The sequence below is a fragment of the Clostridium sp. MCC353 genome, assembly GCF_018785315.1.
GTDB lineage: Bacteria > Bacillota > Clostridia > Lachnospirales > Lachnospiraceae > CHH4-2.
Window position 1 is genome coordinate 38055 of sequence record NZ_WQPN01000036.1, and the last position, 17220, is coordinate 55274.

12 protein-coding genes are annotated in these 17220 nt (G+C 44.5%); 10 read left to right on the forward strand and 2 right to left on the reverse strand.

Features of this window, described 5'->3' with window-relative positions:
* Window positions 1–635: 635 nt before the first annotated feature.
* Genes GPL15_RS08775 through GPL15_RS08795 form a run of 5 tightly spaced genes read left to right on the forward strand, consistent with a single transcriptional unit; the run spans window position 636 to window position 6007 of the window.
* Window positions 636–2003 (forward strand): glycoside-pentoside-hexuronide (GPH):cation symporter, encoded by a 1368-nt coding sequence (locus GPL15_RS08775; protein WP_252198216.1) that lies wholly within the window; start codon window positions 636–638, stop codon window positions 2001–2003.
* 54 nt (window positions 2004–2057) lie between these two features.
* Window positions 2058–3500 carry a sulfatase gene (locus tag GPL15_RS08780; protein WP_215698072.1) on the forward strand — a complete coding sequence of 481 codons (1443 nt, stop codon included), beginning with the start codon at window positions 2058–2060 and terminating at the stop codon, window positions 3498–3500.
* A gap of 24 nt (window positions 3501–3524) precedes the next feature.
* A complete protein-coding gene (locus GPL15_RS08785) occupies window positions 3525–4361 on the forward strand; it encodes a purine-nucleoside phosphorylase (RefSeq protein ID WP_215698074.1) in 837 nt (278 codons plus the stop codon).
* A 23-nt stretch (window positions 4362–4384) separates the two neighbouring features.
* Complete coding sequence (locus tag GPL15_RS08790; protein ID WP_215698076.1) at window positions 4385–5092, forward strand: Crp/Fnr family transcriptional regulator; 708 nt, start codon at window positions 4385–4387, stop codon at window positions 5090–5092.
* A gap of 57 nt (window positions 5093–5149) precedes the next feature.
* Entirely contained in the window at window positions 5150–6007 is an 858-nt protein-coding gene (locus tag GPL15_RS08795; protein ID WP_215698078.1) for an alpha/beta hydrolase, read from the forward strand.
* A gap of 437 nt (window positions 6008–6444) precedes the next feature.
* On the opposite strand, the gene GPL15_RS08800 is transcribed toward GPL15_RS08795, so the two are convergent.
* Window positions 6445–7314 (reverse strand): LysR family transcriptional regulator, encoded by an 870-nt coding sequence (locus GPL15_RS08800; RefSeq protein ID WP_215698080.1) that lies wholly within the window; start codon window positions 7312–7314, stop codon window positions 6445–6447.
* A gap of 290 nt (window positions 7315–7604) precedes the next feature.
* Between GPL15_RS08800 and GPL15_RS08805 the strand changes: the two genes are divergently transcribed.
* Window positions 7605–9803 (forward strand): DUF3604 domain-containing protein, encoded by a 2199-nt coding sequence (locus tag GPL15_RS08805; RefSeq protein ID WP_215698082.1) that lies wholly within the window; start codon window positions 7605–7607, stop codon window positions 9801–9803.
* A 20-nt stretch (window positions 9804–9823) separates the two neighbouring features.
* Window positions 9824–11209, forward strand: coding sequence for a TRAP transporter large permease subunit (locus tag GPL15_RS08810; RefSeq protein WP_215698084.1), 1386 nt, complete (start codon window positions 9824–9826; stop codon window positions 11207–11209).
* A gap of 51 nt (window positions 11210–11260) precedes the next feature.
* Here GPL15_RS08810 and GPL15_RS08815 read toward each other — a convergent pair whose 3' ends face one another.
* Window positions 11261–11560: a hypothetical protein gene (locus GPL15_RS08815; protein WP_215698086.1), complete on the reverse strand. Its 300-nt coding sequence runs from the start codon at window positions 11558–11560 to the stop codon at window positions 11261–11263.
* A gap of 66 nt (window positions 11561–11626) precedes the next feature.
* Here GPL15_RS08815 and GPL15_RS08820 point away from each other — a divergent pair, with 66 nt between their 5' ends.
* From GPL15_RS08820 to GPL15_RS08830, 3 genes are read left to right on the forward strand one after another with little or no spacing between them, the layout of a single operon-like run.
* Window positions 11627–13351 carry a methyl-accepting chemotaxis protein gene (locus GPL15_RS08820; protein WP_215698088.1) on the forward strand — a complete coding sequence of 575 codons (1725 nt, stop codon included), beginning with the start codon at window positions 11627–11629 and terminating at the stop codon, window positions 13349–13351.
* Window positions 13352–13368: 17 nt separating this feature from the next.
* Window positions 13369–14676 (forward strand): extracellular solute-binding protein, encoded by a 1308-nt coding sequence (locus GPL15_RS08825; RefSeq protein ID WP_215698090.1) that lies wholly within the window; start codon window positions 13369–13371, stop codon window positions 14674–14676.
* Between the two features lie 22 nt (window positions 14677–14698).
* Window positions 14699–17203 (forward strand): ATP-binding protein, encoded by a 2505-nt coding sequence (locus GPL15_RS08830; protein ID WP_215698091.1) that lies wholly within the window; start codon window positions 14699–14701, stop codon window positions 17201–17203.
* The last annotated feature ends 17 nt before the right edge of the window (window positions 17204–17220 follow it).

Consider the following 17220-nt stretch of genomic DNA (forward strand, 5'->3'; position numbering starts at 1 on the left):
AGATAGCTTCCAGAAGTATCTGGGAGTTATCTTCCATTTTCCTCTGCTTTTTTGAAAGTGAGTATGACATTTCTTAAAATTAATTAATGATTTCTTTTTTCTGTTTTTCCAGGAGTATACCCATAGTATTTCTTATAACACTGCACAAAATGTGACTCTGAACTATAGCCGGTAAGTTGGGCCACTACTGCGACTGTCAGATTATTACCCTCTAAGAGTTTTTTGGCGTTTTCCATCCGAACACTTTGGAGATATTTGGAAAATGAAAGTCCAGTGCTTTCCTTTAGCAGCTTACTTAGATAATGTTTGTGTAAGGAGCGTTCTAACTAATTTTCCAGACATGTCTGAAAAGTATTTCATGCCATTCCTGTCACTGCGTGAAATATTTAAAACTAGGGGGATTTCACACTAGTTATTCTTTAGGGGGTTACAGAGCCAATAAAGGCTCTTGTGTGATTCTTGACACCTGATGCCTTTTAATTGAGACGTTGCGTATGTTGTTATTTTTCAAAAAAATATATATAAAACGATAGAAACATGACAAATGTCATGTTGTATTATACTATTATCAAATATAATGATTTTATCAAATACATTGTATATGATGTTTAATAAAAACAAAGGAGGAGGTAAAAATGAGTACTGAAAACATGGGGATGTTAAAACCCAAAGGGGGCAGGCTAGATTACTTTAACTATGCAAAATTTGCAATCGGAGGAACCGGATTTACTCTGGCTAATGTAATGGTTAACGCGTACCTTACATTTTTTTGCACAGATATTTTTGGCGTAAGCCCAATTGCAGTTGCGGGTCTTCTGCTGGTATCTCGGATTATTGATGCAATCACTGATCCAATTATGGGATTAATTGCAGATCATACGAAAACAAGATGGGGGAAATATCGGCCTTACCTGATTGTCGGTGCACCAATTTTAGGTGTAATCGTATATCTGCTGTTTAGTGCACCGAATCTGACTGCTAATCAGAAGGTGATATTTCTTTATATTGTTTATATCGCATATTCATTGGCTTTTACCATGGTGACAATTCCTCATCAGGCACTTGTCCCAATCATTGGAAAAGACACCATAGCGCGTTCGATCCTTGTTTCCTGGAAAAATGTATCTGTTCAGATCGGGAGAATGATTATTACAACATTCGCTCTGCCGCTTGTTGAAATTATGGGCGGCGGTACAGAAGGATGGGGCAGGTTTGGAGCGGTTGTCGGAGTTGGTGTTACTATGTGTTACTGGTGTGCAGCATGGGGGGCAAAAAAATATGATATAGTGGACTGTGCTGCAAAGAAACAGAAGGTAAATTTGAAATCAGAATTCCAGCTAGTCACAAAAAATACACCTCTCATTCGCCTTATGATTGCATATGGTACGGATACAATTGCGAATACAGTTATCCTGGCTATTAATATTTATTACTTCAAATATGTTATGGACAGAATGGATCTTGTTCCAATTACTGCATTTGCCCTTACTGCTACTGGAATTATTTCAAACCTTGCACTGCCATTATTAAATGCAAAGTTCGGTAAAAAACAGTTATACTTAGTTTCAACGGCTTGTTGCATGATTCCTTTAGCTGCTTTGCTTCTAAAACCAGTTATGCCGGCTACTATTTTAGTCATATTAATTACTGTATTTGGCTTAATTTCAACTTTGACAAACGGATTGTCTTGGGCGATGCTTCCTGATTGTGTAGATTATGCGCAGCATATCACCGGTACGAGAGGAAATGCTGTAGTTTCTGCTACATTTTCATTTATGACAAAGTGTGCTGGTGCTATTGGTGGATTTTTAACCAGCTTTTTATTAAGTATAACCGGTTTTGTTGCCAACCAGGAGCAGGCGCCGGTAGTATTGACCGCAATTGTTGTCTTGAGGTTTGGGGTTCCAATCCTGGGATACATCGCTTCTTTGCTATCCATGTGGTCTTACGAATTGACAGATGCAAAATGTGCGGAAATAAGAAAAGAATTGAATCAAAATTGATTTGGTACCATAAGGAGATAGAACGATGAATAAAATGAGAATTGAGGCATGCATATGAAGGCAATTATGGTTATGTTTGACTCTTTAAACCGGCACATGCTTCCACCGTATGGATATAAGGATATTGTTGCGCCAAACTTTCAACGGCTTGCGAAAAAAACGATAACTTTTGATCACTGTTACGCAGGAAGTTTACCTTGTATGCCGGCAAGAAGGGAATTGCATACAGGCAGGTATAATTTTTTACATAGAAGCTGGGGTCCATTAGAACCGTACGATGATTCCATGCCGGAAATTTTGAAAAGAAACGGAATTTACACGCATCTTACAACGGATCATTGGCATTATTGGGAGGAAGGAGACTGTTGGAAGGGACGCTTGAAGTGGGAGGTTCCGCCGCATATCGGAGGCCGGAAGGATGCTTGTGGAAGGCAAGAATACATCAACCGCTATTATATGAAAGCAGAAGAGAATCAGTCGATTGCCGTAAATTTTGCCAATGGCCTGGAATTCATCGAAAATAATCATGGGGAGACTCATTGGTTTTTACAACTGGAAAATTTTGATCCCCATGAACCATTCTTTACGCCTCAGAAATACAAAGAATATTATAAGGATAATTATAACGGAGTGATGTTTGATTGGCCTGGGTATCATGAAATAACGGAAACTCAGGAGCAGGTAGAGCATTGTATTAACGAATACAAGGCACTTGTTACAATGTGCGATTATTATCTTGGAAAAGTGCTGGATTTAATGGATCAGTATGATATGTGGGATGATACGTTGCTAATTGTCAATACCGATCACGGATTCCTTTTAGGCGAACACAACTGGTGGGGAAAAGTTATGATGCCTTATTTTAATGAAATTGCCCATACACCACTGTTTATATGGGATCCACGTGCAAAAGCAGCAGGAGAAAGAAGGCAGGCACTGGTACAGACCATTGACCTTGCACCGACCATCCTTGATTTTTTTGGCCTGGAGATTCCTGAAAATATGCAGGGAAAAGCTCTTTTGAAGGTTATGAAGGATGACAGCAAAATAAGAGATTATGCTTTGTTTGGACAACATGGGGTACATGTAAATATTACGGATGGAAGATATGTATATATGAGAGCACCTGTTAAAGGGAAAGAAAATGAGTTGTTTAATTATGTAATCATGCCCAATAGTTATCCAGGTGGAATTGGTGTGGAAGAGATGAATTCTGTAGAAGCATTTGCCGGATTTAATTTTACAAAAGGAATGCCGGTATGGAAGATGAAGGGAGGATATGGAATCAAAACAATGGGATTCCCACCAAAAAAGCTATTAGAATTTGGCACATTGCTTTATGATTTGGAAGAAGATCCGATGCAGGAACATCCAATCAAAGATGAAGAAGTAGAAAAGCGTATGAAAATCAATATGGTTCAGCTAATGATGGAAAATGATGCTCCAGAAGAACAGTATATCAGGATTGGTCTGGAATTAGAACGCAGTCTGTTTTAGCAGTCAGAAAAATTTAGTGGAAAGATGGGGAAAAAATACGTGTTTTATGATAAAGTAAAAGAAAGTGCAGAATATATTCTCTCTAGAATCAATATGCCTGTAGACGTAGCGGTTATATTAGGAAGTGGCCTTGGAAAAATTGTGGATACCATGAAAGAAAAAGTGATAATACCCTATCAGGATATACCGAATTTTCCTCAAAGTACAGTATCAGGGCATGCGGGAAATCTGGTATTTGGTAAAATCGGAGAGACAAAGCTCATTACATTTCAGGGAAGATTTCATTATTATGAAGGCTTTACAATGAAGGAAGTAGCCTATCCGGTATATGTTATGAAGCTTCTTGGAATCAGGAATATGATTGTTACAAATGCCTGTGGTGGAATTAATGAAACATTTGCGCCAGGAGATTTGATGATTATTGATGATTTTATTAATTCACTGGATGTGAATCCGTTGATCGGAGAAAATGATGAGAGATTTGGTCCGCGTTTCCCTGATATGTCAGAGCCCTACAATACAATTCTGAGAGAAAAAGCAGAAAAAACAGCATATGAATTGGGAATTAACCCGAAGCATGGTGTTTATACATTTTTTCAGGGACCTTATTACGAAACCGCAGCTGAAATCCGTAGATTCAAGACAGCAGGAAGCGACGCGATTGGAATGTCTACTGTACCCGAGACCATTGCAGCAAACCATATGGGAATCCGGACACTTGGAATTGCATGTATTACCAATATGGCAACTGGACTTCGTACCGGACATCACAGTCATCAGGAGGTAGTCGCAATTGCAGAACAGTCAAGTGATAAGCTGTGTATGTGGATTGAACAATTATTAGACACGTGGGATAAGTAAAATATAGACAGGGGAGAAGTATCATGGGAAATTATAACTGTTCTGATTTATACCAAATAGTCCGAATTACCAATGAAATTGGCTGGAAAGAAAAAGTAACGGCAAATTGGTTAAAAACATATACACATGACTATATGAGAGCCAGAACAGTTCCTTCTGGAAGAACACTTTGCAGGCAGGACGATTTTGAAGGTTATGTCCATTATGTCGTTCAAGGGAGATACTTTCATTACAGAGGTTCAAAAGAAGGGAAGATAAATCTGCTGTCAATAAGGGATAAACCTGATTGGATTGGTATTGACAGAATCCTAACTCCGGAAACTGCAAATCCCACGGATAATCTGACATTGGAGGAATGTATTGTTCTGGATATAAAAAGTGAATATTTTATCCAATGTATCAGAGAGAGCAGTGATTTTTCCATTTATATTATTAAAAATCTGTTAAACAAACTATCATTAATATCGCGGAAATCAGACAGGATGGTATTCCATAATGCGAAAGAACATCTGATTTTTTATATTCTTATCTACTGGAACAACCATTATGACGGGAGCCAGGAATGTGTAGTTCAGTTAAAGAATGATTACATCGCGGAAGATATGGGGATTTGTGTCAGAACACTATATCGCGCATTAAATGATCTGAAAGAAGATGGGCTGATAAAAATAAGGAAACGAAATATTGTTGTGAATCAATCACAGATTCAAAAGATTCGGGAGTTCTTCTAAGCGATGATTTAAAAACTAAACGCTATGTGATTTACAATTACTCAGGGAGATAATATTATGTATAAGAAAATTAAATCAGAAATAACACAGCCGGATATGATTCTATATTCCAATATTGTATATAGTAACAAATTTAATGATTTTTTACAAACCACTATTCCGCTGGAAGTAAATATCATACGTCCTTTTTATCAATTGAGGAGCTGGGAAAAACGTCCGCTTCTAATCTGGATGTCTGGTGGTGCATTCAGAAATTCAACCCCTATGAGAAACATCCCTGAAATGACAGAATATGCAAAACAAGGGTTTGTCGTAGCGTGCATCCGCTACCGGACAAGTAGCGAATCGGTGTTTCCGGCTCCTCTTGAGGACATTAAAACTGCAATCCGATTTTTAAAATATCATCATGAAACATATGGGATTGACCCTGACAAGGTGATAATTGCCGGACACTCTGCTGGCGCATATCTGGCCATTATGGCAGCAGTGACAGGCGGCACCGGACTTTTTGAGACAGCTGAATGGAACGGCTGTTCAAGTACTGTTAATGGAGCGGTCAGTATATCAGGTGGTGATATGTTTTTGGAAAATGTTGAGACACAGGTACCTGGAAGGGAAATCAACCCATTGGATTTGTTAATGGGATGTGATCTAGAGAAGCATCCGGAGAAAAAAAGGGTGGCATCTGCAGCAAATTATTTAAGTAAAGATACTGCTCCGATTCTGATGATCCATGGAGAATGTGATGAGATGATTTCTATTGACGGCAGCAAAGCTTTTTATGAACGATTAATTTCGGCAGGCGTTCGTGCTGATTTCTATGAAGTTGAGGGTGAAGGGCATGGTTCCCTTGGTTTACGGCAACCGACAATCCATAAAATCGTCGTAGATTTTATAGAGGACATCTTTAAATAAATGTATAAATCTCAAGGCGGCTCAGTATTGAGACTTGTTGATTGATCAGTTACATAGAAGTGACTTCGGTTCAGAGCCAGAACTGTTCCAATTGGTATGGATCTAGGTGCCTGGTCCGAAGGTCCTGCATTATTAGATGTGGGGGATTAGCTTACGGACATTAGAAGGGCCCAAAAATGTTTTGCCATATGATTATCTGAAATGGCATTAACGATAACAAAACTGTTATCGCACTATGCGATTTTAGGTATTTTACTTGATGCATAATTTCATATATACTTTTAACAAGTCAATTTGATAAAGTGCCGAAGAGCATGCAGCATGCTGAGCGGATTCAAAATGCCTTGGTGGCGGAGTTGCCGTAAATACCCTATGCTCTGAGCATGAGGACTTTCAGGCATCCCGCTGTCAGGGCATTTTCTGCTTCCTGACGGCTGTCAGGAGTCTTGGTGGTAAAAGCCGGTGATATACTTGTGGAATTCCTTTATTACAGCGGTCTGGTACCGGTCTGGGTTGGGAACGAGATAGATATAGCGGCGGCATGGCACATCCGTGATTTCCAGAAAATGCATGGGGTGCTCAGGGCTGGTAAACCAGTTTAAATGAGGCAGAATGGATATGCCTGCATTTTCAAACAAGAGATTCTGCAGCACAGTGGACTTTTCCGTCTGGGCGGCGATCCTGGGCCGGAAACCGGCGCTGGAGCAGCATTCAACAGCGATATCATAGAAATCGTTATGGTTGTCCAGAAGGATGAAGTCCTCGAGGCTCAGCTCGGCTAAGGCAACACCCTTCTGGCGGGACAGAGGATGCTGTTCATTGACGACTACATAGAGCTGCTCGCTGGTGAGCAGGTTCCCGGTGTTTCCGGTGTCAGGCCGGAACGAGGAATAGAGGAGAAAATCAGCGTTTGCTGGAAAGGATCCTGTATTTTCATTCATCAGATTGAAGTTGATGTCAGGATGGCTCTTTTTAAACTCGGCCACCGGCCGGGTGAGAAGGGTGGAGGCGGAGCGGATAGCAATTGTGATGCGTGCCGCCGCCTGCCTGTTTATCTCTTCCATCTCCTTTTTTGTATTCTGAAGAAGGTTTAAGATTTGGTCCACAGCGCGCAGAAATAATTTGCCGTTATCATTTAAGATGATCCGGTTTTTGCTATGGTCAAAAAGGGGATATCCCAGCTCGTCTTCCAGACGGCGGATGGACCGGGTCAGCGCCGGCTGGGCGATCTGAAGCTTCCGAGAAGCTTCTGTTATATGTTCTAATTCCGCAACCACTTTAAAATATTCCAGGGTATGAATGTCCATGTCATAACCTCCTGTTCTGTCAATTGACTTTATTTTAAAGGATAAGCGGAGAAATTACAAGATCAGCAGCAGGAGAGTGTGAAAAATAAACCTGATGGCTTATTTTCACACCCAAATTTGTGCCGGAGCCACAAATTTGAATCGCAGCTGGGAATCTGAAATTCTCAGTGCGTGCCTGCACAGCGCAGAATATGCACAACGCGGAATATGCACAACGCGGAATATGCACAACGCGGAATATGTGCAGCGCAGAATATGCGCATTAAAACGCTCCGGCATGGAGGATTAATATGAGACTGAATGAAGAATTTATGGGGCGGGTTGTGATGAGCCCCGACACCGATGTTACGGCCGGAGAAGTGTCCAGCTGGACCTTTACTTTTACAGCTGGCAAGTACGGAATTGATGAAGGGGGCACGTTCCGGATCGCATGGCGCAGCGTCAGCGACTGGGAAGCGCCTCAGTTTGACAACCCAAAAGGATTTGCCTATACGACGGCGGTGACGGACGGGGAGGCGGATATATTCTGCAGTTACGCTTCTTATATCCGTCCTTTTGGCAACAGCATCCTGTTTCAGGTGAGAAACGGCTTTTTAAAAGAAGGCGATCAGGTTACCATCGTTTTAGGCGACAGAAGCAAGGGCGGACCCGGCATGAGGGCGCAGTCCTTCTGTGAAAGGGAGCACGAGTTCCGTTTCCTCATCGATCCCTGCGGAACCGGGCGTTATGAGGAACTTCCGGGACGTCCCGTGGTGAGAATCGTGGCAGGAAGAGCCCACGAGATCCAGGCGGTCATTCCGGGTACTGTTCGGACCGGGGAGCCCTTTGACTGTGTGGTGAGAAGCTTAGACGAGTTTGGCAACCCCACTCCGCTGCTGGAGAGCAGGGTATATCTGAGCATACCTGAGTTCAAGGGGAGCAGACTGCCCGAGGAAGTGCGCCTTACGGGTGAATGCGGAGGAAGCATCCGGGTCTCCGGACTGGAAGTATATGAGGAAGGCTGTTTCCATGTGGAAATCAGCACGGAAGACGGCGTTTACACAGCGGTCAGCAATGCGTCCTGTGCGGTCCGGGAACCGGAATACCGCCTCTATTGGGGGGACATGCACGCCCAGACCAGCTATACGGTAGGAACAGGCAGCCTGGATGATTATTATTCCTTTGCCAGGCAGAAAGCGGCCCTGGATTTCACCGGATGGCAGGGAAATGATTTCGAAGTGGACGATATCAAATGGGATTCTGTCCGTGAGAAAACGAAGGAGTACAACGAAGAGAATAAGTTCCTGGTATTTTTAGGTTATGAATGGTCCGGCATCACGCCTCTGGGCGGGGATTACAATGTCTTTTTCAAGGGAGACAATGAGCATTTCTATCCCAGCAGCAACTGGACGGCTATGAAAAATGTGGACCCGGAGAGGAACGCCAGCCCGGTATCCGAACTCTGGGATATCTTTAAAGGAAGAGACGACGTGATGCTGATTCCCCATATTGGAGGCAGATACGGAAACCTGGATTTCTTCAATCCGGAGTTTTCCAGCGTGATCGAGATCCATTCCCATCACGGAACTTTTGAGTGGTTCGCCATGGAGGCCATGAAGCGCAGGCTGAAGGTGGGATTTATTGCCACCAGCGATGATCACACCTGCCGTCCGGGACTTTCCTATCCCCTGAGCGGAAACGGCAAATCAGCATCCAGCGCCTTTGATGTGGCATCCGGCTTTACCGGCGTATTCGCCAAGGATCTGACCAAAGAGAGCGTATGGGAGGCCATCCGGGCCAGACGGTGCTATGCATCCTCCTTTGACCGGGTTTATATGGACGTATCGGTAAACGGACACAGGATGGGAGAGGAATTTGACACCACGGAAGCGCTGAAGCTCCGGTTAAATGCATCCGGCACCTATCCGGTTGACAATGTGAAGATCTATGACTGGGACCGCCTGGTGGCCGATCTGGACATGCAGGAAAAGGACGAGAAGAAGATCCGCGTGCGCTGGAGCGGCGTTATGAGACGCGGCCGCAATAAATCTGCTTCCTGGAACGGAGATATCTATGTGAGAAACGGCCGTCTCACAGGTGCAGAAGAATACGCCTTTGACCGGAACGACCAGGGTATCAAGCAGTGTTCGGACAAATTTGTAAAATGGGTTTCTTCCACATCGGGAGATTACGACGGCCTCTATCTGACAATAGACGGAGATGAGAGCACAACCCTGGATTTCTGTACGGAACGCGGAAGCTTCAGCGTATCCTTAAAGGAGATCTATGAAGGAAAGAAGAGCTTTTCCATGGGAGGAGAGAATCTGCTGGTGGAATTCGAGAAGGCGAACCGGGAGATTGCTTCCAGGGAGGAAGAGACGGATAAGAGATCGGTTTCCCTGGAATTCGAACTGGAAGAGGTATCAGGAGAACACGCTTACTGGGTTAAGGTCACACAGGATAACGGCAATGCCGCATGGTCTTCTCCTGTGTTTGTGAACAGAGGATAAGACAAAAGAGGTGGATGAGTATGTATATAGTATTAATACCGGTTTTATTTTTAATTGTAGTCAGTGTATGTAAGAAGATCCCCCTGATCGGGGGGCGGCTTCTGGCCGCATTTTTTGGGGCGGGCATCTTAGCCATGCTTTTGGGCGGAGTGTATAATCCGGTCCAGTGGATTAATCCATGGATCGACGGTATCAACAGGGTGGCATTTATCATCTGGATCGTCATATTCGGTTCTTTCTTTTCCATGCTGCAGATCGAAACGGGCGCCATGCAGACTGTGCTCAACGTTCTGAGAGCCATGTTCGGCCATACTCCCCAGGGGCTGGTGCTGGCTGTATTGCTGGCCCTCTATATGGGCGGTTCTATGCTGGGAACTGTGGCGGCCGTGGGCGCCGTAGTCGGTATGCTGATCGTTCCCGCCCTGGATGACATGGGGCTTTCGCCGGAACTCATCTGCGCGACCATAGTGACAGGAGGTTCCATGGGAGCCATCATGCCGCCTATCTCCAACGCGGTTAACGTGGCGGCCGGAATCATCGGAATCGATCCAATGCCCATCATCCAGATCAGTTATGTGACGGTGGGAATCGGCCTGGTGCTGATCAGCCTTTTCTTCTGCAAAGTGTATATCGGCAAGAGATATTCCATGCCGGCCCATCTGATTCCCCAGGAATCCGCAGGGACCATATTCAAGAGGGAATGGAAGACTTTGATTCCACTGGCTGTGTTGATTGTGATCATTATGTTAAACAGCATTCCATCCATCGCTTTCGACCTTCCAGGCTGGCTGCTTAAACAGATTCCGTTTGGAGAGGCAAATTTTTACCAGGCATTTAAAAAAGTGAAGATATTCGGCACGCTGACCAACAACATTGTGCTGTCCCTTCTGATCGCAATCGGCATCTCTTATCTGATGTATCCGAAGCTCCGTGTTAACGCGTTTACCAAGCTGTCTAAATCATTCAGAAATGTGCAGAGCAGCGTTATGATCCAGATTGCGGCGGGATTTTTCCTGGGCGCATTCAGCATTGGCGGACAGCTTCAGGTGATCGCGGCCTGGGCAGGTAATTTAAACGCCACCCTGCTCAAGATGGGAGGCAGCTTTTCCCTGGTGCTGGCAGGCATGATCATGGGATCTCAGAGCACGTCCCAGACCCTTCTGACGCCGATCATCGGGCCGTCCTGGATCGCAGCCGGGGTGACACCGGTTCATGCGGCGGTGGCCAGCGCCCATCTGGCGGCGGCCGGGCAGGGCCTGCCTCCCGCGGACCTCAATACGTTTATCATCGCGGGACTGGTCGCTTCCATTTTGCAGAAAAAAGTTGATCCTTTAAAATCTATGTATTATACGACTGTATATTGTATTTATCTGTTTATTGTTGGCGTTCTGTTCCTGTATATCTAAATGCGGGAAACAGACATAAAGGGGCTGTAAATCACTGATTTCAGCCCCTTTTTACTTATTTAAGGGAAACCTCATTTCTTTTATTTGTGTCAGCCTTTTTTCGGCAAGTTCCAGATCTTTTAAAATCTTAACAGGATTTCCATCTTTCAGCCAGATTCGGCTGCCAATCTGCTCTTCATCCCCTTTACCTGATAAGCCAAATGCATATTCAGCAGCGCGTTGATGCCGCACGCCACCCGTATCAGCTTGAATAAAGCGAGTGGTAATAAAAGCTGGAATGAATTGTCTGAAATGATTGATATCTTTGTCGGTTTTTGATATACTTGATTGGATAAATTGGTATATGAACAAAGAAAGCGTGATGTTGTTCGATGTGATTTAGAAAAAAATGAAATGGTTCAGGGGAGGGCGGGGTACATGCTGAAAAATCTTAAATTGTCGGGAAAATTAATCCTGGGATTAGGAATTATGGTGGCAGCATCTGCCACTATGATGTTAACTGCGATTATAAACCTGTATAATATTGGCGGACTTGTTAACAAGCTTTATCAAAGCCCTTTTACCGTTTCAACTCAGAGTATTATGCTTCAAAAAGAAATACAAAATATGGGACGGGAAATACGCGGAATGGTACTGTACGAAGATCCCTCCTATCTGGATTCTGTATTGACCTCCAGTAAAAGGGCCAAAGCCAATCTTGCCCTTGTGGAGAAATGGTTCCTTGGTGACCAGCAGCTGATTTTGGATATGTATCAAAACTTGGATGAAATAGAGGCGATGGGGGAGGAAATTAACCAGCTTGTTGCCGGTGGAAAAATAGAAGAAGCCAAGCGCAGCGCGGATATCGATTTCCGACCGGTTATGAAATCAGGCATAGAAATTTCCCAAGAAATTGTGGATACCGCATTAAACAAAGCTTTGGAATTTAATGAGGACGCAGGTGCAACGTTAGAAAATGCGACGATGATGCTGATTGTTCTGTTGGTGGTTATGGTGGTCCTGTGCATGGGAATTACCACCGCTTTGTCCAGAGCCATCTGCAGTCCAATTTCACAGATAACCGAGGCGGCAAAAAAACTTGCTGCGGGAATATTAAATACTGAAATTACTTATTATTCAAAAGATGAAGTGGGGATTTTGGCTGAGTCGTTCCGGGAGATGAGCAGCAGCATGAATGCGGTTATTAAAGATATCGACCAACAATTGGGAGCGATGAGCCATGGAGATTTTACCGTTACCCCTCAGGCAGAATATACGGGCGATTATATATCTATAAAAAATGCGCTCATAAATATCGAAAAAAGCCTGTCAAATACGATAAATGAGATTAACCTGTCTGCCGATCAGGTATTCAGCAGCTCTGCCCAGGTATCTGATACCGCCCAGACACTTTCACAGGGAGCGGCCCAGCAGGCTGGTTCCATTGAGGAACTTGCGGCTTCCATAAACGAGATATCATTCCAGGTACGGAAGACAGCTGCCAATACGGAAGCAGCGCGCCATTTGACTAGCAAAGCAGGGCAACAGGTGGAGGTTAGTAACCTGCAGATGGAAGAGATGCTTCTGGCTATGGGGGAAATCAGCGAGAAAACGGAACAAATCAGGGCCATTAATAATACAGTTGAAGAGATTGCGTTTCAGACCAATATTTTGGCTCTCAATGCTGCTGTGGAGGCAGCGCGCACCGGTGAAGACGGAAAAGGCTTTGCCATAGTTGCGGATGAGATCCGTAGACTGGCTGGAAAATCAAAAGAAGCAGCCAAACATACATTGCCCCTTATTGACGTCACAGTTCAGGTCGTGGAAAAAGGGAGGAAAATCGCTGATACCACAGCAAAATCCCTGCATGATGTTGTAGAAAGTACAAATGAAGTCCTGAACACGGTAGATAATATTGATGCGGCTGCTCAATATCAGGCTGATTTTATTGCTCAAGTCACACAGGGAATCGATCAGATTTCCGAAGTCGTTCAGAATAACACGGCGGTCTCGGAAGAATCGGCAGCAGCAAGCGAGGAACTAAGCGGGCAGGCGCGTATGCTGAAAGAACTTGTGAGCCGGTTTAAGATTGGCGGTTCACAAACTGCGAATCATCCAGAGGAAGGGATAGAGGGAAGCTCTGGCAAATTAGGAATAAAGTAAATGAAATAGGAGAGGACATGAAAAAGAACGGTAGGAGTTCGCTTATTATGATTTTATTGGCAGGGCTTTTGTTATTCGGCTGCGGGCGTGCGGAAAAAACGAATGAATTGCAGACCGCTGAAGAAGGACGGGATAAGGCGATTATTAATTTTTTTACCTCCATTGAATTGGGGAATTCATCAAGTTCCAGTATTTATCGGAATTTGATTGCTGATTATAATAAACAGGCCGATGCCATTGAAATCCGCGTCAGCGGGCTGTCAACCGCAGATGGCTATAATGAAGCGTTGAAAAACCGTCTGGATATCGGAAAAGATGTGGATCTGTTTATTGTCAATGCGGACAGTGTGAAATCGCTTAACGCAGAGGGATACTTTTATGATCTTTCGGAGCAGCCGGTTTATCAGGAGCTGAACGAATCTGCCAGACAGCAGGCCATGGTGAACGGGACGGCCTACTGCCTGCCGACGAAGATGACAGCATACGGCCTTTATGTTAATGTCGGCCTTTTAAGGGAATATGGACTTAAACCGCCCCAAAATGCCGGCGAGTTCCTGCACTGCTGCAAAGTCCTCAAGGAAAACGGCATAACCCCAATCGGCTTGAACCGTTGGTATTCAATGACAGTGTTTGCGATGGCCAGAGGTCTTTACCCAATTTACCAGGCAGAAAATACGGATGAGATCATTGCGGGACTGAATGATGGCAGTATAAAAATCAGCGAATACATGCTGGACGGCTTCCGCTTTTTCAATGAATTGGTCGATAACGGATACTATGGGGACAATCTTACGGTAGAAGAGGTGGATTCTATCAAGGCAAACACTACGGATTGGGAAGCTTTCAGGGACAAAAGAGCAGCCTTCGTCGTATTTCCGGCAGAAAAGGCTTCGGAGATAGAGATGGAGGCTCCGGATATGGAGTTTATCATGCAGGGGATTCCGGCTCTCCCTGAAGGTACGGTGAGTCTTCCCTCTATCAGCAGCCGAATCTGTGTTAATGCCAAAGGCGCTCATGTGGAAGAGGCTCTGGAGGTGTTGGAGTATTTGACTACGCATAAAAAAAATGAACTGAATCAGGGAGAAAACGGTCTTATGCCTGTTTTTACAAATGAAGAATTTGATTTGAATCCCAAGATGAAGCTGGTATATGATGATGCCAGTTCCCCTGGACAAATTCCGATTGAGGATATGACACTCTGCTTTGACTATTGGGGAACGATCCGGAAATTATGCCTGAGCATCATTGGAGGGGCCTCACCGGAGGAAGCGGCAGCGGAGTACGACCGAATCCAGCTTGAAGCGGTTGCGGCCAGATCGCAGTAATGGAAGAAGGAGGTGTTTCGTGTTGAAAGAAAAACAGAGGATTAAACATAAACACTGGGGCACCATACTCATTGTGGGAATTGTGTTTTCTTCTTTAGGCGCTTTTCTAATTGGGATTACAGCTATTCAGAGTATCCGTTCTAATGTCCGTATTGCTACGATTCAGGTAATCAGGGAAATTACAAACAGTAAAAGCCAGATTCTCACATCAATTCTCGAAGAATCAGAGCTGGATTTACGCGGTCTTGCCACCTCTCTGGACGCAGTAAGGGATAAAGCGGCTCTTAACACTTTGTTAGAACATTTTGAGACGAACCACACGCTTGGAGGAGTGACAATCATTGACGAAAAAGGCCATGTGGTCTATGGCGCAGGTGATGTCTGTTTATTAAAAGGTGTTCCTGATGGTTTCGCCCAGAAGACACTGGAAAATGGTTTTACCATGTCGGATCCCCTGATTGGTTTGGATGGTGACAGGAGAATCCTTTTTGGGACTGTGCTTGCCGGCGGCCGGCTCCTCTATGCCAGCCTGCCTGCCGATTCCATGCAGACGGCCTGTGGTGAAACTACGTACCTAGGAGAAGGCTACAGCTACATACTGGGAAAGGATGGTAAGATTGTAATACCACCGGTCCGCTACCGATATGAACAGGTTTATGAGAACATAAGAAATCTTTTGGACAATACCAAAAATACCTCTGACAAAATTGAGAGCTTTATTGACGCTCTGGATGCGGGGAAAACAGGTTCTGTAGTTTTTTATATTGATGATCAGGAACAGCTTTTTTGTTTTGAACCGGTACGTGAGGAGCTGGGGTGGCAGTTTGTTACCGTAGTCCCTTTAAATATGATTGAAAAGGAAGGGACCCAGATAATCAAAACAGCAATGGTTATGGCGGCGGTAATCATAGGAGTTGTCCTTGCGGCTTTGGCCGCTGGTTCGTATTTTTATTGGTCAATGCAGCGCAAACAGCAGGAGAATGACCGTTTCCTTCTGAATATCTATCAGGCAATTTCTGAAAATACGGATACGGTGATTTTTATTCTCAATGATAAATGTTCCATACCGGACTATGTATTTGAAAACAGCAAAAGGCTGCTTGGTATCCCGGCAGGAGAGTTTTTGGAAAATGGGGATAAAGAGGAGCCGAATACATTTATGGGCAGTCTGCAGTCGCTTTTGAAGGAGCCATGGCCCCGGGAAGGCTGTCAGAAGGAACTCCATACATATAATGACCGTCTGCAGCGCGATATGTGGCTGAAGGTGCTGGTTTGTCCTTTTTACCTGGGCGGTGAGGCAAAGTGCATTTATGCAATTACAGATGTGACTCAGGAGTACAACGATAAGGAGAGAATTGCTGCAGCAGTTGTCGTCGCTGAACAGGCCAATGCGGCCAAAAGTAGTTTCTTCTCAAATATGTCCCACGACATGCGCACGCCAATGAACGGCATTGTAGGCATGACGGCCATTGCTAAACGAAGCCTGGATGACCGGGAGCGGGTGCTGGACTGTCTCAATAAAATTGACATCTCATCCAGACATCTGCTTAACCTGATTAACGATGTGCTGGACATGAGCAAAATCGAGAGCGGTAAACTGGCACTGGCCAATGAGCCCTTTGATCTTGTGGAATTGCTTCAGGGGCTGGAAGCGATTCTCCGGCCCCAGTGCGAATCGAAGCGGCAGACACTGACATTTACTTCCAATATAAGTCATCCGAAGCTGATGGGTGATACACTGCGCTTAAACCAAATTTTTATGAATCTTCTGTCAAATGCCATAAAATTCACGCCGGAAGGAGGCGCAGTTTCTTTCACGGCTTTAGAACAGGAATGTAATGCAAATTCTTTAAACCTCTGTTTTAAAGTAACAGACAGTGGAATTGGAATCGCCCGGGAAGCACAAAAAACTATATTTACACCTTTCGAACGTGTATCAAATACTGAGGTTCACCAGATTGAAGGAACCGGTCTGGGACTGGCCATCACAAAAAACCTGATTGCTGTTATGGGCGGTCAGCTCACACTTAAAAGTTCATTGGGCTGTGGTTCTACTTTTACGGTATATTTAGAGCTTCCTCTGTCAGAAGGCAGGGTTTTAGAAGGTTCTGTCTCTGATGATATTGTTATGGATGAAGCCTCCTTTGCTGGAAGACGGTTTTTGTTAGCAGAGGACAATGCGCTGAACCGGGAAATTGCTGTGGAATTACTGAGCGCATATGGTGCCGAAATACATACGTCTGACGATGGAAAAGAAGCGCTTGAAAAATTTGCTGCCTCTATATCCGGTTATTATGATGCGATATTAATGGACATCCAGATGCCGGTCATGAATGGTTATGAAGCCGCCAGGGCGATTCGGGCATGCGGCCATCCACAGGCCGAAAGTATCCCGATTATCGCAATGACGGCAAATGTCTTTGCTGAAGATGTAATTGAGGCTAAGAATGCAGGGATGGATTCCCATATCGCGAAGCCCATTGATATGAAGCTCTTGTATCAGGCGTTGAGAGCAAAGATGATATAGTTCCACGAAAAAGAAAT

Bases quoted from the DNA above. Each gene is read 5' to 3' on its own strand.
- GPL15_RS08775 (WP_252198216.1), top strand. From the start codon at position 636: ATGAGTACTGAAAACATGGGGATGTTAAAACCCAAAGGGGGCAGGCTA.
- GPL15_RS08780 (WP_215698072.1), top strand. From the start codon at position 2,058: ATGAAGGCAATTATGGTTATGTTTGACTCTTTAAACCGGCACATGCTT.
- GPL15_RS08785 (WP_215698074.1), top strand. From the start codon at position 3,525: ATGGGGAAAAAATACGTGTTTTATGATAAAGTAAAAGAAAGTGCAGAA.
- GPL15_RS08790 (WP_215698076.1), top strand. From the start codon at position 4,385: ATGGGAAATTATAACTGTTCTGATTTATACCAAATAGTCCGAATTACC.
- GPL15_RS08795 (WP_215698078.1), top strand. From the start codon at position 5,150: ATGTATAAGAAAATTAAATCAGAAATAACACAGCCGGATATGATTCTA.
- GPL15_RS08800 (WP_215698080.1), bottom strand. From the start codon at position 7,314: ATGGACATTCATACCCTGGAATATTTTAAAGTGGTTGCGGAATTAGAA.
- GPL15_RS08805 (WP_215698082.1), top strand. From the start codon at position 7,605: ATGAGACTGAATGAAGAATTTATGGGGCGGGTTGTGATGAGCCCCGAC.
- GPL15_RS08810 (WP_215698084.1), top strand. From the start codon at position 9,824: ATGTATATAGTATTAATACCGGTTTTATTTTTAATTGTAGTCAGTGTA.
- GPL15_RS08820 (WP_215698088.1), top strand. From the start codon at position 11,627: ATGCTGAAAAATCTTAAATTGTCGGGAAAATTAATCCTGGGATTAGGA.
- GPL15_RS08825 (WP_215698090.1), top strand. From the start codon at position 13,369: ATGAAAAAGAACGGTAGGAGTTCGCTTATTATGATTTTATTGGCAGGG.